This is a genomic window from Schaalia radingae (assembly GCF_900106055.1).
GTDB lineage: Bacteria > Actinomycetota > Actinomycetes > Actinomycetales > Actinomycetaceae > Pauljensenia > Pauljensenia radingae_A.
Genome location: NZ_LT629792.1, coordinates 1,362,265 through 1,383,646, shown reverse-complemented (window position 1 = coordinate 1,383,646; position 21,382 = coordinate 1,362,265). Strand labels below are relative to the sequence as shown.

Sequence of the window (21,382 nt, the reverse complement as noted above, 5' to 3'; positions counted from 1 at the left end):
TCCCTATGGATTTATTTGACAGTGAAGGCATTGACACCAATGGGGTACCCTCGTTCGACGAGCATGCGCCGCTCGCTGTGCGGATGCGCCCCACCTCGATTGACGAGGTTGTCGGGCAGAACCATCTGCTGACGGCGGGATCGCCCCTGCGACGCATGCTGTCAGCGGCAGCAGATTCTGGACCGCTCTCCTCCATGATCCTGTGGGGTCCGCCGGGAACCGGTAAAACGACCCTTGCCTACCTCGTGGCACGCGCCTCACATCGACATTTTGAAGAATTGTCCGCTGTTTCATCGGGAGTCAAGGACATTCGCGATGTCATCGCATCGGCACGCCGTCGCACCGCTGCCAGCGGCGAAGACACCATCTTGTTCGTTGATGAGGTCCACAGATTCTCCAAGTCCCAGCAGGACGCACTGCTTCCGGCTGTTGAAAACCGGTGGGTCACACTCGTGGCGGCGACAACCGAGAACCCGTCGTTCTCCGTCATTTCGCCACTGCTGTCACGTTCTTTGCTGTTGACGCTGCATCCACTCGACGAAGACGGGATTAGCGCATTGATTACCCGCTCCCTTGACGATGCTCGCGGACTGAAGAGTGAATTCACCATCGACGAGGCCGCTTTGGCTAGCCTCGTCCGACTGGCAGGAGCAGATGGCCGGAAGGCGTTGACACTGCTTGAAGCTGCAGCAGGTGCGGCGCGCGATGCGGACGATACGGTCATTGCTCAACACCACGTGGAAACCGCCGCAAACCAGGCGCTCGTGCGGTGGGATCAGGACCAGCACTATGACGTGGCTTCCGCGTTTATTAAGTCAATGCGCGGATCTGATGTCGATGCCGCCGTGCACTATTTGGCTCGGATGATCGAAGCGGGGGAGGACCCTCGCTTCATAGCCAGGCGCGTCATGATCTGTGCCTCTGAAGACGTGGGAATGGCGGCGCCGGAAATCCTCGGAATCTGCGTGGCAGCTGCTCAGGCAGTGGCGATGGTCGGCATGCCTGAGGCGCGTATTATCCTGGCACAGGCCGTGATCGCGGTGGCGACCGCCCCGAAATCCAATGCGTCCTATCTCGCGATCGATAAGGCGCTGGCCGACCTGCGCAGCGGGAAAGGCGGCCCGGTGCCTGCTCATCTGCGTGATGCCCATTACGCAGGTGCGAAGAAACTTGGGCACGGGGAAGGCTACCTGTATGCCCACGATGCGCCGCATTCTGTGGCCGCACAACAGTACTTACCGGATGATCTGCAAGGCACTCAGTACTACCGTCCAACTGAAAACGGAACTGAGGCAATGATCACGAAGCGGCTGACAGTGTTAAGGCAGCTGCTGTCCATGGGGTAAGCTATGAGGGTTGTCCACGACAACACCTGGGGTCTTAGCCGTTTGTGTTGACCCCATGTTCGGTTCAACGGGAGCCGGACATGACCCATGAAACAGGAAAGGAAACCGTTTTATGTCGACGAATCGTTCACGGAAGCAGGTGCGCCAGTCACGCGCACTCGGAATCGCGCTGACCCCGAAGGCTGTGCGTTACTTTGAGAAGCGCCCCTACGGCCCCGGCGAGCACGGCCGTACCCGGCGTCGCCAGGATTCCGACTACGCCGTTCGTCTGAAGGAAAAGCAGCGTCTGCGCGCACAGTACGGCATCCGCGAAGCTCAGATTCGCCGCATCTTCGAAGAAGCTCGCCGTCAGGACGGCCTGACCGGTGAAAACCTGGTTGAGCTGCTCGAAATGCGCATTGATGCTCTGGTTCTGCGTGCAGGATTTGCCCGCACCATCCAGCAGGCTCGCCAGGTGGTTGTCCACCGTCACATCATGGTGGACGGCAAGATCGTTGACCGCCCCTCTTTCCGCGTGAAGCCCGGACAGACGATCCAAGTCAAGCCAAAGTCGCAGACCACTGTTCCGTTCGAGATAGCCGCCTCCGGCGTGCACCGCGATGTGCTGCCGGCAGTTCCGGATTACCTCGACGTTGAGCTGGAACGTCTCAAGGCCACACTGGTGCGTCGCCCCAAGCGCGCTGAAGTCCCGGTGACCTGTGACGTGCAAATGGTCGTTGAGCACTACTCGCGCTGAGTATGAACGTGTGATGAGGACCCCGGGTGCCTGTGCGCCCCGGGGTCTTTATCGACACACCGTTCGAGGTCACCCTTCAGGTGCACCTCGCTTTCCCTCTATTTTTCCAATACGATGAGGACACATGCGCACCTCTGAGATTCGTTCCCGCTGGCTCGACTACTTCGCCGCACACGATCACGAAATTCGTCCATCAGTTTCCCTGATTTCTCCCGATCCATCGATTCTGTTCACGATCGCGGGGATGGTGCCGTTCATTCCGTATATCACCGGCGTTGAACCGCCGCCGTGGCCGCGCGTCGCATCGGTGCAAAAGTGTATCCGCACCAACGACATTGACAACGTTGGACGCACCACGCGCCACGGCACGTTCTTCCAGATGAACGGAAACTTCTCCTTCGGTGACTACTTCAAGGAAGGTGCGATCCACCTGGCGTGGGATCTGCTGACCGGCTCGGAAAAGGACGGCATGTACGGCCTGGACGGGGATCGACTGTGGACGACGCTGTGGGAGAATGATGACGAGTCCTACGACGTGCTGACCAAACAGATCGGTATGGATCCGCGCCACATCGTCAAGCTTCCACGCGAGGAAAACTTCTGGGATACAGGCCAGCCCGGACCGGCCGGTCCATGCTGTGAATGGCATTACGATCGCGGCCCCGAATACGGTCCCGAAGCTGTTGGCGGCACCGTTGACCCGGGCGGCGACCGCTACCTCGAACTGTGGAACCTCGTCTTTGACCAGTACATGCGTGGCGAAGGTAGCGGAAAGGACTATCCGCTGCTAGGCGAACTCGATGACAAGGCCATTGACACGGGTGCAGGTCTCGAACGCCTCGCATTCGTCCTGCAGGACAAGCCGAATATGTACGAAATTGACGAGGTTTACCCCGTCATCCAGGCCGTCGAAGAGATGTCCGGGCGCCACTACCATGACGATGCCGATGACGACGTTCGCATGCGCGTGGTGGCTGATCATATTCGCTCCGCGATGATGCTGATCCTCGATGGCGTGCGACCCGGAAACGATGGACGTGGATATGTTCTGCGGCGCCTGATGCGCCGAGCCATCCGGTCGATGCGTCTGCTGGGTGTCGATACATCCTCACTCCCGACGCTGATGCCGGTTTCACGTGACGCCATGGCGCCGTCGTACCCGGATCTGGTGACGAACTGGGATCTTGTCTCAGATGTTGCGTACGGTGAAGAAGAATCGTTCATGCACACCCTCACCTCGGGCACGACGATCCTGAACGCGGCAGTCAAGCAGGCCAGGGAAACGAGCCAGGAGGCGCATTCGACGGCCACCCTCAGCGGTGAAGACGCGTTTGCGCTGCATGACACTTACGGCTTCCCGATTGATCTGACCCTCGAGATGGCGGCCGAACAGGGCGTGAGCGTGGATGAACAGCGCTTCACGGAGCTGATGAACGAGCAGAAGCAGCGTGCTCGCCAGGATGCTCGCGCCAAGAAGACCGGACACGTTGATGTTCGCGTTTTCCACGAGATTGCACACGAGCTGGGCGGGCAGTCTCAGTTCCTCGGATATACCGACATGGCAGCCGACGCGCATGTGGCAGCAATTCTGGTGGATGGCCAGTCAGTGCCCGCAGCAACAGCTCCCGCACATGTTGAGGTCGTCCTCGACCAAACACCGTTCTACGCGGAGATGGGCGGTCAGCAACCCGACCACGGCACCATTCGCGTGGCAGAAGGCGGAGGAGTGGTCCGCATTGATGACGTGCAGGCTCCGATCAAGGGGCTGACGGTCCATCGCGGTGAACTGGTCGAAGGTACCATTTCTGTCGCTGCCGACGCGTGGGCGGAGATCGACACTGAACGCAGGCGCGCCATTGCGCGCGCACACACCGCCACTCACATGATTCATCGCGCTTTGCACCAGATCGTCTCGGACAACGCTACGCAGGCAGGATCGGAGAACTCGCCGTCACGTCTGCGCTTCGACTTCCGCCACAACAGTGCGCTGGAAGCCAGTCAGGTTGATGACATTGAATCCCTGGTCAACGATCGGCTGTCTGATGATCTGGCTGTGACGGATGAAGTGATGCCAATCGAACAGGCTCTGCAGACCGGAGCTATGGCGTTGTTCGGTGAAAAGTACGGTTCCGAAGTGCGTGTTGTGTCGATCGGCGGCGACTGGTCGAAGGAACTGTGCGCAGGTACTCACGTCCCCACAACCGGACATATCGGACGCATCGCGCTGTTGGGTGAATCATCCATCGGATCTGGTGTGCGCCGTATCGATGCACTGGTCGGATCTGGTGCCTACGGATTCCAGGCTCGCGAACATGCCCTTGTTTCGCAGCTGTCATCGCTGCTCGGAGGGCGCCCCGAAGATCTGCCCTCGCGCGTTGAACAGCTGATGGCGCGTGTGAAGAAAGCAGAGAAAGCGCTCGAGGAGGCCGAAACGCGCGGCGCGCTGGCACATGTCGACCAGCTCATCGCTGAGGCCACAATGCATAATGGCATTCGCGCCGTTGCCGCATCGGCCGGCCAGATGAGTTCTGCCGACAACGTGCGTTCCCTGGCGCTCGCCGTGCGCGACAAGATGGGCGAGGGTGAGCCCGCGGTGGTGGCACTGATCGGAGATATCGACTCCAAGCCGAGTATCGTTGTCGCAACCAACCAGAGTGCGCGTGAGCGCGGCGTCAAGGCTGGAATGCTCGTGCGCACTGCTGCGCAGGTTCTCGGTGGAGGTGGCGGTGGCCGTGATGACGTTGCCCAAGGTGGCGGTCGTGATCTGACGAATATGGATCAGGCCCTGTCAGCGATCACCGACTCGCTGAAGTAAACAGGGAAGGTAGACCTGGTGAGCATGCGAACGGGAGTACGTCTGGGACTGGACGTGGGGACCGTGCGCATCGGTGTGGCCAGGTCCGATGAACGCGGGATCGTGTGCCTGCCGGTGGAGACCGTTCATGTTCAACGGGATCATTCTGAAATCGATGATCTGTTGGACATCATCGATGAATACGATCCGATTGAGATCGTGGTCGGGCTGCCTCGGCACCTGAAGGGGACAGAGGGACAAAGTGCCCATATGGCCCGTAGCGTGGCCAACCGAATTGCGGCACGCTGGCGTGGCGGACGCATCTGTATGGTGGATGAACGCTTAACCTCCAATCAGGCTCACAGCAGGCTCCGGGACAGTAAAGTGGAAACTCACCGCCATCGGGAGATGGTGGACCAGGTCGCGGCTCAGATTATTCTGGAGCTAGCGCTGGAGAGCGAACGAATATCGGGGACTCCGCCAGGGCAGACCGTGTCTCTGGGAGATCCATCGTTGAGTAGTGGAAAGGCCGAACGTGACTGATTCAGACCCATTGCGGCCACCGTTCCCTTCACGAAGGGATCGTCACCGTCACCGGCAAACCTCGCAAGAATCCAGGACCTCTCAGCCCTCACAGCGTGTACCTCGCCCATCGTCAGGGGGCACTCCGGCAGGTGGTGTGGAACTACCGACGCGCGCGCAGCGCCGTGCACAACTCAGTGCCGAGGCGCGCCGCAATGCAGCTCGTCAGCAGCGCAAACGTCGAACTCGACGCAAAATTCGGACTTTTATCGTCATCATTGCCGTGCTGGCTGTTCTGGGCGGAGCGGCGTATGTTGCCGTGTCTGCACTGAAGTCCACTGGAGTTGTGGCGGACCAAAGCGATGACTACCCAGGCCCCGGCTCAGGAAGCGTCGAAGTCACCATTAACAAAGGCGAGATCGGTTCCGATATTGGAGTTAAACTTGTCGAGGCCGACGTGGTGAAGTCAGTTGCAGCCTTTAACCGCGCGTTTGAAGCAAATAAGGCGGCATCGGGCATCAAACCCGGCACGTACCAGCTGAAGAAACAGATGTCGGCTTCTGGTGCCGTGGCAGCGTTGCTGGATGAAACCAACCGTACGGAAAACACCGTGACTGTCACCCCAGGTTCGGTACTGAAGCAGACTCTCGATAAAATGCGTGAAGTGAGCGGCTTCAGTGACGAGGCGATTCAGGAAGCCATCAACAACCCTGAAGCACTGGGACTGCCTGCGCAGGCTCAGGGTAATCTCGAAGGCTGGCTTGAACCAGGTTCGTACGAGGTATCTCAGGACGATACGCCTGCTGACCTGCTCTCGGAGATGATTCAGGCGCGAGTCGACGCACTGGATCAGGCAGGAGTACCCGAGGACCAGCGCCAGACCGTCCTGATTAAAGCTTCCATTGTGGAGCGCGAAATGCACCTGGAAAAGTACATGCCGATGGTGGCACGCGTCATTGAAAACCGCCTGAAGGACACTGAAGGTGAAACTCGTGGCCAGCTCAAGATGGATTCCACCGTCCTGTACGGTGTGGGCAAGTATGGCGGCGTTCCTACGAAGGATGACCTGGCCAACGACAACCCGTATAACACCTACCTGATCAAGGGACTGCCTCCGGGGCCCATCGCCTCGCCATCATCCACAGCAATTAACGCGGTCCTCAATCCTGAACCCGGTGACTGGCTTTATTTCGTCACCATCGACCTTGACACCGGTGAAACCCTGTTCGCGACGACGAACGAGGAACAGGAAAAGAACAAGGCAAAGTTCGATGAATATTGCGAAGCCAATCCCGGAAAGTGCTGACACGAGCCGCTGGGCGGCGGTCATTGGGTCGCCCGTGGCGCACTCGTTGTCACCCGTCCTGCACAGGACCGCATGGGACGATCTGGGGTGTGACCCACGGTGGGCCTACCGACGCATCGAATGCGACAGGGACGGCGTTGCATCCCTGATCCAGCAGTGGGATCCGAACTGTCTGGGACTGTCAGTGACCATGCCGTGTAAGCAGGTCATTGCCCCGCTCATGGATGTAGTTGATCCGCTGGCCAAAGCAGTGGGATCCATCAACACTGTCGTCCCGGCAGGCGGGGTACTGACCGGTCTGAACACGGATGTCGAAGGCATCGTGGAAGCTGTCAGGCGAGCGCGCACTGGACTCGAGCCGATTCGCAGCGCAACGATCCTGGGGGGCCGCGCAACTGCCTCATCCGCGCTGGCTGCGCTGAAGAGCATGCACGTTGATGATGTCCGTATCGTCGCGCGGCGCTTTTCGGGGCCAGGATCCGTTGTTATGGCAGAAAGCCGCCTGGGCGTGACCAGTACCCACATCATGTGGGATGACACTGAACGCGTCATCGCCAGCCTGGATGAAACTGATGTCGTGATCTCCACTATGCCCGCCGGCGTGTGTGACAACATTGCCGCACGTGTACGGCCACGATCCGAACAGACTCTGCTGGACGTGGTGTATGCACCGACTATCACACCACTCGTTCAGGCCTACCGTGACCGTGGGGCGCGCATTGCTCACGGCCTCGACATGCTGGTATTCCAGGGACTGGCGCAGGTGCGCGTGATGACCAGTCGAACACCCCGAGTCGAACCCGTCATGGATGCGGTGTATCGTGCAGCGGAAGTACCTCGAGCATCATGATCATGGGCAACGATGTTGGAGCGCTGTCACTGGCGCTGTCGCTGATGGTCTGGATCGCGATCGCCATGTGGCTGAACCGCGCAGGATGGCGCGTTCAGCGTCGCTACTTCACCACCATCAACATGAGGCCCATGAATCGCATGACGGTGGTATGGGTCTGTGCCCTCACCGGCATGGTCACCCTGCTTGCCGCGCATGCCTCACCGATGGCGCCCGCGATCGTCACTCTTGCGATGATCGGGCCTCTGAGCGCGTTCGTTGACGCCAAGACCCATAAGTTGCCCACGCGTTACACCCTCGTTCTTGCTGGGGGTGCCATCATCGGCATCGCGTCAGTCATTTTCTGCAGCGAGTACGCTCAACAGGTCAACGACACGTGGTGGATCTCCATGATCGGCGGAATGGTGATGTGGACTCTGCCCTTGTGGCTGTCAGCGAAGATTTCGCACGGAGCAGGCTACGGTGACGTCAAACTTGCGCCGGTGCTGGGTGCACTGACAGGTATCCCCGGATGGGCATGCACGTTGGGTGGTCTGGTCATCTGTTTTGTGGGAGCGGGCATCGCAGCGGTGTGGGCGATCATTGCGCTGGGAGCTCATGGCCGCACCCGCGTCGCTCTGGGCCCGTGGCTCATTGGCGGAGCAGCGCTGGCACTGGTCCTGTGGGAGATCATCCCGTCCTGGCAGATACCTGCGTGAGGCACACGGTAGTGGAATGAGATGCTTCGACGTCGCTCAATGTGACACACTCGGAGCATGCTCAGATGGATCACCGCTGGAGAATCACATGGCCCGGCTCTTGTCGCGACCCTGGATGGACTACCCGCCGGCATCACATGCACGACGCAGACCATCACGCAGGCATTGGCTCGCCGCCGCCTTGGATACGGACGAGGCGCACGTCAACGCTTCGAACAAGACGTCGTGCACATTCTGTCCGGTATTCGTCACGGCACCACCCTCGGATCTCCGATCGCCGTGACCATCGAGAACACAGAATGGCCCAAGTGGGAAACCGTCATGAGTGCGGATCCGGTGGATCCCGACGCATTGCTCGTCAATGCCGGAACCGGCGATGAGCGCGAAGTTGCCCGCAATAAACGCCTGACTCGGCCTCGTCCAGGACACGCTGATCTGCCAGGAATGCTGTCGTACGGCCACGAGGATGCCCGGAATATCCTCGAGCGCGCTTCTGCGCGCGAAACTGCCGCTCGGGTCGCTTTGGGAGCTATTGCCGAGGAATATTTGCGCCAGGTTGCCGGAATTGAACTGGTCAGCCACGTCGTTGCTGTCGGAGACCGCTATGTTGGCTCCACCACGCTTCCGACTCCGCGCGAAACCCAGGCCCTTGATAAGTCGCCCGTACGTACCCTGGATCCGCAGGCTGAACAGGAATTCACGGAGGCGATTGATAAGGCTCAAGGCAACGGTGACACGATCGGTGGTATTGCTGAAGTCATCGCCTACAACGTTCCGATCGGAATCGGCACGCATGTCAGTGCTGACCAACGCCTGGATACCCAGCTTGCCGGTGCGCTCATGTCCATCCAGTCCGTCAAGGCCGTCGAAATCGGTGACGGCTTCCTGCAGGCACGCATGCCTGGGTCAACCGCACATGATGAAATAGTTCATGCCGACGACGGCCACCTGACCCGAACTTCCAACCATGCGGGCGGCATTGAGGGCGGGACCAGCAACGGGCAGCCGATTATTGTGCGCGCAGGCTTCAAACCGATTTCCACGGTGCCGCACTCGTTGCGAACCGTGGATATGGCAACCGGTGAGGATGCGCAGGCACTGCATCAGCGCTCCGACACGTGTCAGGTTGTCCCCGGAGCAGTCATCGCGCAGGCGATGGTCGCCCTCGTCATGGCTCGGGCGCTTCAATCACATGCGGGCGGGAATTCACTGGAAGAATGCAGGCGCAATCTGCGAGCCTACTTGGCCGCTATCGAGACGCGCGCATGAGCGCGATCCCCGCACATCTGCCGATTTTCCTGGTCGGACTGCCGGGGGCAGGCAAGACCCGCGTCGCACGGCTGTTGTCTGAACGCCTCGGAGTGCCGTGCGAAGATACTGATGAGATTGTTGTGCGCACCCAGGGTCGTCCCGTCACTGATATCTTCAGGGACGAGGGCGAAGCAGCTTTCCGTGAATATGAACGTCAGGCGATCGAATTGGTCTTGAACCACCGTTCGGTGATCTCACTGGGCGGGGGAGCTGTGACCTCGCCTCAGGTGCGGCAACTGCTGAAAGGTCAGACCGTTGTTTTTATCGACGCGGACCACGATGAACTGGTGCGCCGGACCTCGGGCAAGAATCATCGTCCGCTCCTGGCAGGTGATGCCGATGCTGCTTTACGCAGACTACGCAGTGAACGCGCAGGCTACTACGATGAAGTGGCGACCATACGTGTGACCTCGGATTCAGGTCCAGTGGAGCGTGTTGTGGAGGACATCATGATGACGTTCAGTGACGTGACGACACTGACAGTGGACGGACCTGCTCCCTATGACGTCCTGATCGGACACTCGCTTGTGCCACAGGTGTTGACCCACTACGTTCCCGGCGGGTCACGCACCCTCATTGTGCACCCACCGGCAGTGGCCGAGTACGTCGACCAGATCGCTGACAACCTGACGCGCCAAGGTGTTGAGGTGGCCGTCATGGAACATCCAGATGGCGAAAGCGGAAAAACCTTTGCGGTCGCGGAAGTTGGGTGGCAGGCAGCAGCTGAAGCTCACATTGGCAGACGAGACACCGTGATTGGGATTGGCGGGGGAGCAACCACTGACCTGGCAGGTTTCATCGCCGCCACCTGGCTGCGCGGAGTGGACGTGATCCAGATCCCGACGACGCTCCTGGGCATGGTCGATGCAGCGGTGGGAGGCAAGACCGGTATCAATACGCCGGCCGGCAAGAACCTCGTGGGATCATTTCACACGCCGCGCGTTGTGATCGAGGACGTCGCGCTGCTGGACACGCTGCCGAGCCAGCAGATGCGCTCAGCGATGGGCGAGGTCATCAAGTGCGGTTTCATCGCAGACCGCGCGATCATTGACCTGATTCGTGACCACATCGAAGACACTGCTGTGCTGATCGATCCGCACGGACTCTACCTGCGAGAACTGGTGGAGCGTTCCGTTGCCGTCAAGGTGCGTGTTGTCAGTTCCGACCTCAAGGAATCCGGTATGCGCGAAATTCTTAACTATGGCCACACCCTCGCGCATGCCATTGAGCGGCAGGAAAACTTCACGTGGCGACATGGTGACGCTGTGGCCGTCGGCTGCATCTTTGCCGCCGAACTCGCCCACGCCCGCGGCATGCTCACTGACGAGGATGTCCAGCTTCACCGCGACCTGTTCAGCGCGTTTGACTTGCCTGTGTCCTACAGCGGTGCGCGCCTCGACGACCTTGTCCAGATCATGAAGCTGGATAAGAAAGTGCGCAACGGCGAACTCAGGTTCGTCCTTTTGGACGGTAGTGGCCATCCGGTTGTGCAGGTGGTTGATCCTGAGCAGCTGCGCATTCCAGCGAGCAAGGTAGGCATTCATGCTGACTGAGAGTGGACCGAGTGTCGTCCTTATTGGAGTGACAGGATCGGGTAAGACGACGGTGGGACGGCTCTTGGCTGACCGTCTGGGATTGCGTCTCATGGAGACAGACGACGTGGTCTCACGTGACCTGGATTTGTCCATCCACCAGCTGATTGTGAGCCGCGATCCGCGCCTGGAAGACGCGCAGCGGCGTACAGCTCTTCGTCTGCTCAGCCCAGACGGCCAGGCACGTGGTCAGATCGTCACCCTCAGCGCATCGTTGCCGACAGATGAAGGGGTGCGTGCCGCACTGCTCAAAGCACGCAGCAACGGCACAACCGTAGTGGAGCTGGCTGCCACCCCTGCAGAGATCGCACGCCGAGAGAATATGGGTGCCCCTCGGTCAGTCGCCCTGGGCGCTCCGCGCGCGATGATGACGCAGATGATGAAAGAACTGCGGGAATCATATGCGCCACTGGTTGACGTGAGTGTGAACACGGTTGGGGTCAGTCCCGCTGACGTGGTGAGGAATATTGCTCAATCGTTGTAAGATAGCGGGCGATTAGGTTTTGTCGAGAGTGAAGGAATGCACGTGGCTACTACAAATGATCTGAAGAACGGCCTGGTGATGGTGATTGACGGCCAGCTGTGGCAGGTTGTCGAATTCCAGCACGTCAAGCCCGGTAAAGGCCCTGCATTCGTTCGCACGAAGATCCGCAACGTGATGTCCGGCAAGACCGTCGACAAGACGTTCAACGCAGGCGTCAAGATCGAAACAGCCACTGTGGATCGCCGCGACATGACCTACCTGTACCAAGATGGCGATGACTACGTCTTCATGGATCAGGAAACCTACGAGCAGATCATGGTGCCGCGCGAAACTGTGGGCGACGCAGTGAACTACATGGTGGAAAACCAGGATGTCATCGTCTCCCAGCACGACGGCCAGGTTCTCTTCATTGACCTGCCGGCAACTGTGACACTGACTATTACGCACACCGAGCCCGGCCTTCAGGGTGACCGCTCCTCGGCAGGCACCAAGCCGGCGACGCTCGAAACCGGCTATGAAATCCAGGTTCCTCTGTACATGGAGGAAGGAAGCCGCATCAAGGTTGACACCCGCACCGGCACATACTCCGGACGAGTCACTGACTGACCGTGTCCGCTTTCGCTTTCACTGCCCGCACCAAGGCCCGCAAGCGCGCAGCCGACGTCATTTACGAGGCCGACCAACGCGGTATGGGTCGCAACCCGGAAGTTCTGCGCGACCTTCTGCGTGAGCGGCGTGTCGTTACCGCAGCGCAGACACCGCTACCGGAATACTCTCTGCAGATTATCGAGGGCGTGGCAGAGCGCCTGCACGACATCGATACATTGCTGCGTCAACACGCAAAAGTGCACGGTCTGGATCGGATGCCGGCCGTTGACCTGGCCGTGCTGCGCGTTGCAGTGTGGGAACTGCTTGTGAACGAGGACGACGTTCCTCCGCTGGTTGTCATTGACGAGGCGGTGTCGATCGTGAAGTCCATTTCGACTGATGATTCGCCTGCTTTTGTCAATGCCGTGCTCGATGCGATTCGGCGTGACCTCGAGACGCCATCGTGGACGCGTGAGCGCGTGATGGACGAGCCTGCACGTCCTGACGAGCCTGACCCGGACAGCGGCAGCGAGCCTGCACGTCCTGACGAGCCTGACCCGGACAGCGGCAGCGAAGCTGACACGCAGAATCCGAGCTTTGCTGATGTTGAAAAGCAGCATCCAAGCCTTGCGGATGTTGAAAATATGAATATGGATGAGCTTGACGAGCTCTTGTCGGACTACTGAGCCTGGAGGCCGCTTCCACTAAACGGGAGCGGCCTTCACGTATGTAATGTCACCTCGGCGCGCCCGCCGACAGACGCGCGAGTGCGGTACTCTAAAAACCGGAACGATCAACCTTTAAGGTCCGTCCTGTGAGGCGGGGAAGGGAGGTCCACTGTGGGCCAGTCATATCCACAATCAACCGAGCGAGATGCCCGGGGCAAAGAAGTCCTGGGAGGTGATGACATCGCTCGTTCCCTGACCCGAATCGCCTACGAGATCATCGAACGCAACAAGGGTGCACGTGGCCTTGTCATTGCGGGAATTCCTACACGCGGTGAATACCTCGCCCGCCGCCTCATTGAACGGATCAAGGAAGTCTCTGGCGAGCAAGCCGATCTGGCGATCATTGACACCACCATGTTCCGCGATGACCTCCATCGTCATCCCATCCGCACACCCCACCCGAGCAGTATCCCTGCCGGCGGGATCGATGCGCGCGTGGTTGTCCTCGTCGATGACGTGCTGTATACCGGACGCACGATCAAAGCGGCGCTGGATGCCCTTGGATCACTGGGACGTGCAGATTCTGTACAACTGGCCATCCTCGTCGATCGCGGACACCGTGAGCTGCCAATCCGCCCCGACTTTGTCGGCAAGAACCTGCCGACCTCGCGTGAGGAAACAGTCAAGATTCTCCTGACTGAAACCGATGGGAAAGACGCCGTCATTCTGGGAGGACACAGCTGATGACTTTCTCGCACCTGCTCAGTATTCGCGACCTGACCCGCGAAGATGCCATCGACATCCTCGACACTGCCGAAGCAATGGCGGCCACGCAGTCCCAGCGAGTCAAGAAATTGCCGACACTGTTGGGACGCACCGTCGTTGACCTGTTCTTCGAAGACTCCACGCGCACACGCTGGTCGTTTGAGACGGCTGCGAAACGCCTGTCCGCCGATGTCATCACCTTCCAGTCCAAAGGATCATCGGTCGCCAAAGGTGAAACCCTCAAAGATACGGCCTTGACGCTGCAGGCAATGGGCGCAGATGCCGTCGTGATCCGGCACCCCTCATCGGGCGCGGCTCACCGCCTCGCTCACGCGGGCTGGATCGACCTGCCCGTCATCAACGCAGGCGATGGCACTCACCAGCATCCCACCCAGGCGCTGCTCGATGCGATGACGCTGCGTCGCCACTTCAAGCGTGACGTGAGCGACCCGTCCGTCAACCCTGTTCCTGCGGGCACGGATCTGGCGGGCGCACGCGTGACAATCGTGGGCGATGTTCTGCATTCGCGTGTGGCGCGTTCCAACGTTGACCTGCTGAGCCTGCTGGGTGCGCACGTGACCCTGGTGGCACCGCCCACATTGCTGCCGATGGGTGTGGAGCAGTGGGCCTGCGACATTGACTACGATCTTGATCATGCGATCGACGAGGCTCCCGATGCGCTCATGATGTTGCGCGTCCAGCGTGAACGCATGAGCGGTGCCGGTGGAGGATTCTTCCCGTCACCGGGTGAATATCACGATGCCTACGGCCTGGACGTGCACCGCTATGCGCGTCTGAGCGACCACTGCATCATCATGCACCCCGGCCCCATGAACCGCGGCCTCGAAATCTGCGCAGAAGCGGCCGATTCGCCGCGATCCGTTGTTGTTGAACAAGTTGCCAATGGCGTGAGCGTCCGTATGGCGGCTCTGTACATGCTGCTTGCCCCGGAAGGAACCCACCGTGACTGATCACCCCACTCAACTGCTCATCACCGGACTCAACATCGAAGGAGACGGTCAGACCGACCTGCTCATCGAAGACGGAGTCATCATTGCCGAGGGCGACCAGGCTCGCGTCGATGGCGCCCACGCACACACGCTGGATGCAGACGGGCTCATTGCACTGCCCGGACTGGTAGACCTCCACACGCACCTGCGTCAGCCAGGCAAACAAGACGCCGAAACCGTCGAATCAGCCTCCCGCGCTGCGGCGGCAGGCGGCTTCACCTGCGTGCACGCCATGGCGAACACGTTACCCGTAGCCGACACAGCATCGGCAGTTGAACAGATCTGGTGGATGGGCCAGGAAATCGGATTGACCGAGGTACGCCCCGTCGGCGCCGTCACGAAAGCTCTTGAAGGCAAACACATGGCCGCACTGGGCGCGATGGCGAACTCGCGCGCTCAGGTTCGTGTCTTTTCAGATGACGGCAAGTGCGTGTCGGACCCGGTGCTCATGCGCCGCGCTCTCGAATACGTCAAGTCCTTTGGCGGAGTAGTCGCCCAGCACGCGCAGGATCCTGGACTGACCGAGGGCTCCCAGATGAATGAGTCAGAACTGTCCGGTGAGCTGGGCATGACCGGCTGGCCTGCAGTGGCAGAAGAGTCCGTGATTGCGCGCGATATTCTGCTGGCTCAGCACGTGGGATCTCGCCTGCATGTGTGTCACGTGTCGACCAAAGGATCGGTGGAACTGATCCGCTGGGGTAAGCGCATGGGTGTCAATGTGACAGCCGAAGCGACCCCGCACCACCTATTCCTGACGGAGGACCTGGCTGCCACCTACGATCCGATCTATAAAGTCAACCCGCCGCTGCGCTCACGAGAAGATGTGGACGCGGTGCGTGAAGGCCTGGCCGACGGCACGATTGACATCGTCGCAACGGATCATGCGCCGCACAACATGGAAGAAAAAGACTGCGAATGGCAAGCCGGCGCATTCGGCATGCTTGGACTGGAAACGGCGCTGCCCATCATTATCGAAACGATGGTGAAGCCCGGACTGATGGACTGGCACGACGTGGCCCGCGTCCTGTCACGCACCCCGGCGCGCATCGGCTTGGTTGACCATCAGGGGCTGTCTCTCACCGTCGGTAACCCCGCGAATATCACGCTGGTCGATCCGACCGTGCGTGTGCGCGTCAACCGCTCTGACTTGCATTCACGCTCCGTCAACACGCCGTATGACGGAATGGATGTCACAGGTCGGATCATTCATACGATCTTCAACGGGAAGGTCACCGTCCGTGACGGTGCTTTGGCGGCAGAAGGGACCGCACAATGACCACACACGATGATCTGGCCTTGCTCGTCCTCGAAGATGGGCGCATTTTCCGTGGACGTGCGTGGGGAGCGCGTGGCCGCACATTGGGTGAAGTCGTCTTCGCCACGTCAATGACGGGGTACCAGGAAACATTGACGGATCCGTCCTATCATCAGCAGATTGTCGTCATGACCAGCCCACATATCGGCAATACCGGCGTCAATTCGGAGGACTCCGAATCCTCACAGATCTGGGTCGCCGGATTCGTGGTGCGTGACCCGGCCCGTCGCGCGTCCAACTGGCGTGCCTCAGGAGAGTTGGAAGAAGAACTGATCCGCCAGGACATCGTCGGAATCGCAGATGTCGACACGCGAGCCATTACACGCCACATCCGCTCTCACGGTGCGATGCGCGGGGGGATCTTCTCCGGCACCGCGCTGCCTGCAGGTGCCGAGTACATGAGCGAGTATGTGTGTGAGTCACTGGTACGCATCGTGCAGGACCAGCCTCACATGGCCGGTTCATCGCTTTCACAGGCGGTGTCAACGTCGCACACGTACGTGGTGCCGGCAGCAGAAGACGGAGCCGACAATCACAAACGCGTCGTGGCAGTGGATCTGGGCATCAAATCACGTACACCCGAGCAGCTCGCGGCACGGGGTGTTGACGTCTACGTCGTGCCCCAGGACATCACCGCCGGTGAGATCCTCGAACTCGAACCTGACGGCGTATTCTTCTCCAACGGTCCGGGTGACCCCTCAACCGCCGAGCACCAGATTGGTGTGCTCCGCGCCATCTTGGACCAGGGGATTCCCTTCTTTGGCATCTGCTTTGGCCATCAGCTTTTCGGCCGAGCTCTGGGATTTGGCACTTACAAGCTGGAATTTGGTCACCGGGGGGTCAACCAGCCAGTGCGCGATGAGCGCAGCGGACGAGTGGAGATTACCTCCCACAACCACGGTTTCGCCGTGGACGTGCCAGTCGGTGAGCCGGTAGTTGCTCCCTTCGACAAGGGACGGTACGGACGAGTTGAGGTCAGCCACATTGACCTCAATGATCGAGTGGTGGAAGGCTTACGCGCCCTCGACATTCCAGCATTCTCCGTCCAGTTCCACCCCGAGGCGGCGGCCGGTCCCCACGATGGGGAACACCTCTTCGACCAGTTTCTTTCCATGCTGAGCCACGATAAGGAGGATGCTTCCGATGCCTCAGCGCACTGATCTGAAATCCGTCCTCGTCATTGGTTCAGGCCCGATCGTCATCGGTCAGGCATGCGAATTTGACTACTCCGGGACGCAGGCCTGCCGTGTCCTGAAAGAAGAGGGCCTGCGGGTCATCCTCGTTAACTCGAACCCCGCAACCATCATGACCGATCCGGCGATGGCGGATGCGACATATGTGGAACCGTTGACCTGCGAAGTGGTCACCTCCATCATTGAAAAGGAACGACCCGATGCGTTACTGCCCACCCTGGGTGGCCAGACCGCCCTCAACCTCGCCGTTGAACTGGCAGAAAAAGGCGTACTCGAGCATTACGGCGTTGAACTGATCGGCGCCTCCATCGAGGCGATCCAGGCTGGTGAAAACCGTGAGACGTTCAAGGAAATCGTGGCGCGCTGCGGAGCTGAAGTTGCACGCTCAACCATTGCGCACACGCTGGAAGATTGCCATGCTGCTGCCGAAGAGCTCGGCTATCCGCTGGTAGTGCGTCCCTCGTTCACCATGGGCGGTCTGGGTTCGGGTATTGCGTTCACACCCGACGACCTTGACCGCATCGCTGGCGCAGGCCTCGAAGCGTCCATGACCACCGAAGTTCTGCTGGAAGAGTCCATCCTGGGATGGAAAGAATACGAGCTGGAACTGATGCGCGACGCCGCCGATAACGTGGTGGTTGTCTGTTCGATTGAAAATGTTGACCCTGTGGGCGTGCATACCGGCGATTCGATCACGGTTGCTCCGGCTCTGACCCTGACCGACCGTGAACTCCAGCGGCTGCGCGATATTGCGATCGCCGTGATCCGTGAAGTCGGCGTGGATACGGGTGGCTGCAACATTCAGTTCGCTGTGCACCCGCAGAGCGGGCGCATCATCGTCATCGAGATGAATCCGCGCGTCTCACGCTCTTCAGCTCTGGCCTCCAAGGCAACCGGTTTCCCGATCGCGAAGATCGCGGCACGTTTGGCCACTGGCTTCACCCTCGATGAGATTCGCAACGACATTACAGGCTCCACGCCGGCCTCGTTTGAACCGACGTTGGACTACGTGGTGGTGAAGGTTCCACGATTCACTTTCGAGAAGTTCCCTGAAGCCGATGAGACGCTGACGACATCCATGAAGGCCGTGGGCGAAGCAATGGCGATTGGGCGCAACTTCACCGAAGCCCTCAATAAGGCGCTACGGTCCCTCGACAAGGCGGGCGTACAGTTCCACTGGGACGGCGCCGATCCGACACCGGCAGATGTCGAGGACCTGCTCACCCGCATCGCCACCCCGACCGAGCACCGATTCGTTCAGGTCCAACAAGCCCTGCGCGGGGGTGCAACCCTGGAACAGGTATGCGAAGCAACCGGCATTGACCCGTGGTTCATCGACCAGATCATGCTGATCAACGAGGTCGCCCGCAGCGTCAGGAACGCGCCGGCGCTGACTCCGGACGTGCTCACCGCGGCCAAGCGGCACGGCTTTTCGGATCGACAGATCGCGGTATTGCGTAGCCTGACCGAAGAAACTGTGCGCCAGGTTCGCCACGCCTTCAACATCCACCCGGTGTTCAAGACAGTCGACACGTGCGCAGCCGAATTCGCGGCACGCACCCCGTACCATTACTCCTCCTACGATGAGGAAACGGAAGTTACTCCACGCAGTCGCGAAGCAGTGATGATTCTGGGTGCTGGGCCGAACCGAATTGGTCAGGGTCTTGAGTTCGATTACTCGTGTGTGCACGCAGCATTCGCACTGCAGGATACCTACGACACGATTATGGTCAACTGCAACCCAGAGACTGTGTCGACCGATTATGACATCTCAGATCGTCTCTATTTCGAGCCGCTGACCCTGGAAGACGTCATTGAAATCTACCGGGCAGAATGCGAGGCTGGTCCCGTTAAGGGTGTGTTGGTCCAGCTGGGTGGACAAACGCCACTGTCACTGGCCTCCGACTTGGAAGCGGCAGGTGTGCCGATTCTGGGAACTACACCCTCGTCGATTGCGCTGGCGGAGGATCGCGAAGCCTTTGGTCATATTCTCAGCGAGGTGGAGCTGCCCGCACCTGCCCACGATATTGCGCACACGCCGGCGCAGGCTTTGGGTGTGGCGCAGGCGGTTGGATACCCGGTCCTGGTGCGCCCCTCGTTCGTGCTTGGCGGGCGCGGAATGGCGGTCATTAACGATGCGGACGCCCTGCGCGCCTACCTCGACCGCCCCGACATTGACGAGCTGTTCACCTCAGGTCCGCTCCTGATCGATCGGTTCCTTGACGACGCCATTGAAATTGACGTTGATGCGCTCTACGACGGCACCGAGTTGTTCATGGGCGCAGTGATGGAACACATCGAGGAAGCGGGCGTCCACTCGGGCGATTCGGCGTGTGTGCTGCCACCCATGTCACTGTCGGAGCGGGAAGTTGCCCGCATTACAGCTTCGACGGAAGCACTCGCCAGCCAGATCGGAGTGCGCGGCCTGATCAACGTCCAGTTCGCGCTCATGTCGAACGTTCTGTACGTGATCGAGGCCAACCCGCGTGCCTCGCGTACGGTGCCGTTTGCATCGAAGGCGACAGGCGTTCCGCTGGCGCAGGCGGCAGCCCGCATCCAGATCGGCGCATCGATCCGGCAGCTCGTCGACGAGGGTGTCCTGCCCGCTGTTGACTCTCGGATCATCAATATGAATGCTCCCATTGCCGTGAAGGAAGCGGTATTGCCGTTCTCACGATTCCGCCGCGCTGACGGCGGGGTAGTGGACACAATTCTGGGTCCGGAGATGCGGTCGACCGGTGAAGTGATGGGAATTGACTGGCGTTTCCCGGCAGCCTACGCCAAGTCTCAAACTGGCGCGTACGGCGAGTTGCCAACGGATGGCACAGTGTTTATTTCGGTTGCTGACGGTGATAAGCGTGCCATGATTCTGCCGGTCGTGCGTCTGGCTGAATTGGGTTTCCACATCTTGGCAACGGAAGGCACTGCCTCAGTTCTGAGGCGCAACGGCGTGGATGCGCACATTGTGCGCAAGGGTTCTGACGGTCCTGGCCCCGACGGGGAACCGACCATTATTGACCTGATTCGTGACGGATTTGTCGACATGGTGGTGAACACGCCCCAGCGTTCGGCGCATCGCCAGGATGGCTTCATGATTCGAGCAGGGGCAACCGCAAACAACCGCACGATCATCACGACGCTGCAGGCATTCAGTGCCGCTGTTCAGGCAATCGACGTGCGCTTGGGTGGCACATATGACGTGTGTTCACTTCAGCGATGGGATGAGTTGCGTGCGCATGGAAACGAGAGCGGTGAAGACAAGTGAGCACAGCAGGTTTTGGTGATCGTCTGTGGGATCTGATGCGCCAGCGAGGCCCGCTGTGTGTGGGCATTGATCCCCATCCGGCGCTGCTTGATCAGTGGGGGCTGGAACGCAGCGCGCAGGGTATGCGCGAATTTTCGATGCGGGTTGTTGATGCCCTGGGCGATCATGTTGCTGCCTTTAAACCCCAAAGTGCACTGTTCGAGCAGTACGGCTCTGCCGGCGTAGCTGTCCTGGAAGAAGTGATCGCCCGCTGCGGCGACACGGATGCGGTATGCATTGTGGATGCGAAGCGTGGTGACATCGGATCCACGATGGATGCGTATGCGGCAGCATATCTGGGGGAGGGGTCACCGCTTGCCGGCGATGCACTGACCGTCAGTCCGTATCTGGGTGTCGGAGCGCTGGCACCTGCCTACGAGCAGGCACAACAATCCGGACATGGTGTGTTCACACTGGCCCTGACATCGAATCCCGATGGTCACGGCATTCAGCATGCGACGGTGGACAATGCTCACAGCGTTGCAGGGCTTATCATCAGCGAGGTCAACACCCTCAACACAAAATGTGATTTCCAACACATTGGTCCGTTTGGTTTGGTGATTGGAGCAACGATTCAGTCGGCGTTAACCGACCTGCACATCAACATTGAGGATTTCACAGGTCCAATCCTGTCTCCAGGAGTTGGCGCGCAGGGTGCCGGATCGGAACAGGTCAGAGATGTTTTTGGACGTGCTGTCGATCGAGTGCTGGCGTCTTCGTCCAGGCAGATCTTACGCTGCGGTCCGGAAAAAGACCGTTTGGTTGGTGCCGTGAAGGAGATCTGTGACTCTTTGAGGTTCCAGTGACACGGAGTCGATGACACGCCTCGAATTCCCTCGTAAGTGGCGCTTTGGGGCCATACTTAAAGCGTGAGTAACACATGTCACAATTAAGGGAGGT

18 protein-coding genes are annotated in these 21,382 nt (G+C 59.7%); all 18 read left to right on the top strand.

Annotation, left to right across the window (positions count from 1 at the left end):
* The first annotated feature begins 5 nt into the window (after positions 1-5).
* Positions 6-1,346 (top strand): replication-associated recombination protein A, encoded by a 1,341-nt coding sequence (locus BLT69_RS06130; RefSeq protein ID WP_070727330.1) that lies wholly within the window; start codon positions 6-8, stop codon positions 1,344-1,346.
* Between the two features lie 112 nt (positions 1,347-1,458).
* Positions 1,459-2,082: a 30S ribosomal protein S4 gene (rpsD, locus tag BLT69_RS06125; RefSeq protein ID WP_058236804.1), complete on the top strand. Its 624-nt coding sequence runs from the start codon at positions 1,459-1,461 to the stop codon at positions 2,080-2,082.
* A 124-nt stretch (positions 2,083-2,206) separates the two neighbouring features.
* Positions 2,207-4,897: an alanine--tRNA ligase gene (gene alaS / locus BLT69_RS06120; RefSeq protein ID WP_070727327.1), complete on the top strand. Its 2,691-nt coding sequence runs from the start codon at positions 2,207-2,209 to the stop codon at positions 4,895-4,897.
* 24 nt (positions 4,898-4,921) lie between these two features.
* Complete coding sequence (ruvX, locus tag BLT69_RS06115) at positions 4,922-5,419, top strand: Holliday junction resolvase RuvX (RefSeq protein WP_058236802.1); 498 nt, start codon at positions 4,922-4,924, stop codon at positions 5,417-5,419.
* A 136-nt stretch (positions 5,420-5,555) separates the two neighbouring features.
* A complete protein-coding gene (gene mltG / locus BLT69_RS06110; protein ID WP_257525466.1) occupies positions 5,556-6,704 on the top strand; it encodes an endolytic transglycosylase MltG in 1,149 nt (382 codons plus the stop codon).
* Positions 6,670-7,554, top strand: coding sequence for a shikimate dehydrogenase (locus tag BLT69_RS06105; protein WP_058236801.1), 885 nt, complete (start codon positions 6,670-6,672; stop codon positions 7,552-7,554). The genes mltG and BLT69_RS06105 overlap by 35 nt, the downstream gene beginning before the upstream one ends.
* Before the next feature lie 2 nt (positions 7,555-7,556).
* Positions 7,557-8,252 carry a prepilin peptidase gene (locus BLT69_RS06100; RefSeq protein ID WP_157843506.1) on the top strand — a complete coding sequence of 232 codons (696 nt, stop codon included), beginning with the start codon at positions 7,557-7,559 and terminating at the stop codon, positions 8,250-8,252.
* Between the two features lie 57 nt (positions 8,253-8,309).
* Positions 8,310-9,521 (top strand): chorismate synthase, encoded by a 1,212-nt coding sequence (gene aroC, locus BLT69_RS06095; RefSeq protein ID WP_070727324.1) that lies wholly within the window; start codon positions 8,310-8,312, stop codon positions 9,519-9,521.
* The gene (gene aroB / locus BLT69_RS06090; RefSeq protein WP_257590271.1) at positions 9,470-11,116 is read left to right on the top strand and encodes a 3-dehydroquinate synthase; all 1,647 of its coding nucleotides are present in this window, start codon (positions 9,470-9,472) and stop codon (positions 11,114-11,116) included. The genes aroC and aroB overlap by 52 nt, the downstream gene beginning before the upstream one ends.
* Positions 11,106-11,639, top strand: a complete 534-nt coding sequence (locus BLT69_RS06085) for a shikimate kinase (RefSeq protein WP_058236797.1) — start codon at positions 11,106-11,108, stop codon at positions 11,637-11,639. The genes aroB and BLT69_RS06085 overlap by 11 nt, the downstream gene beginning before the upstream one ends.
* Before the next feature lie 42 nt (positions 11,640-11,681).
* Positions 11,682-12,245: an elongation factor P gene (efp, locus tag BLT69_RS06080; protein ID WP_058236796.1), complete on the top strand. Its 564-nt coding sequence runs from the start codon at positions 11,682-11,684 to the stop codon at positions 12,243-12,245.
* Between the two features lie 2 nt (positions 12,246-12,247).
* Positions 12,248-12,913 carry a transcription antitermination factor NusB gene (gene nusB / locus BLT69_RS06075; protein WP_058236795.1) on the top strand — a complete coding sequence of 222 codons (666 nt, stop codon included), beginning with the start codon at positions 12,248-12,250 and terminating at the stop codon, positions 12,911-12,913.
* Positions 12,914-13,066: 153 nt separating this feature from the next.
* Positions 13,067-13,639: a bifunctional pyr operon transcriptional regulator/uracil phosphoribosyltransferase PyrR gene (gene pyrR, locus BLT69_RS06070; RefSeq protein WP_070727319.1), complete on the top strand. Its 573-nt coding sequence runs from the start codon at positions 13,067-13,069 to the stop codon at positions 13,637-13,639.
* Positions 13,639-14,631: an aspartate carbamoyltransferase catalytic subunit gene (locus BLT69_RS06065; RefSeq protein WP_058236793.1), complete on the top strand. Its 993-nt coding sequence runs from the start codon at positions 13,639-13,641 to the stop codon at positions 14,629-14,631. Before pyrR ends, BLT69_RS06065 begins: the two co-directional genes overlap by 1 nt.
* On the top strand, positions 14,624-15,946 hold the full coding sequence (locus BLT69_RS06060; protein ID WP_070727318.1) for a dihydroorotase: 1,323 nt from the start codon (positions 14,624-14,626) through the stop codon (positions 15,944-15,946). Before BLT69_RS06065 ends, BLT69_RS06060 begins: the two co-directional genes overlap by 8 nt.
* Positions 15,943-17,145, top strand: a complete 1,203-nt coding sequence (gene carA / locus BLT69_RS06055; protein ID WP_070727314.1) for a glutamine-hydrolyzing carbamoyl-phosphate synthase small subunit — start codon at positions 15,943-15,945, stop codon at positions 17,143-17,145. The genes BLT69_RS06060 and carA overlap by 4 nt, the downstream gene beginning before the upstream one ends.
* Positions 17,129-20,443 (top strand): carbamoyl-phosphate synthase large subunit, encoded by a 3,315-nt coding sequence (gene carB, locus BLT69_RS06050; RefSeq protein WP_070727312.1) that lies wholly within the window; start codon positions 17,129-17,131, stop codon positions 20,441-20,443. The genes carA and carB overlap by 17 nt, the downstream gene beginning before the upstream one ends.
* Positions 20,440-21,288, top strand: coding sequence for an orotidine-5'-phosphate decarboxylase (gene pyrF / locus BLT69_RS06045; protein WP_070727309.1), 849 nt, complete (start codon positions 20,440-20,442; stop codon positions 21,286-21,288). Before carB ends, pyrF begins: the two co-directional genes overlap by 4 nt.
* Positions 21,289-21,382 lie beyond the last annotated feature (94 nt).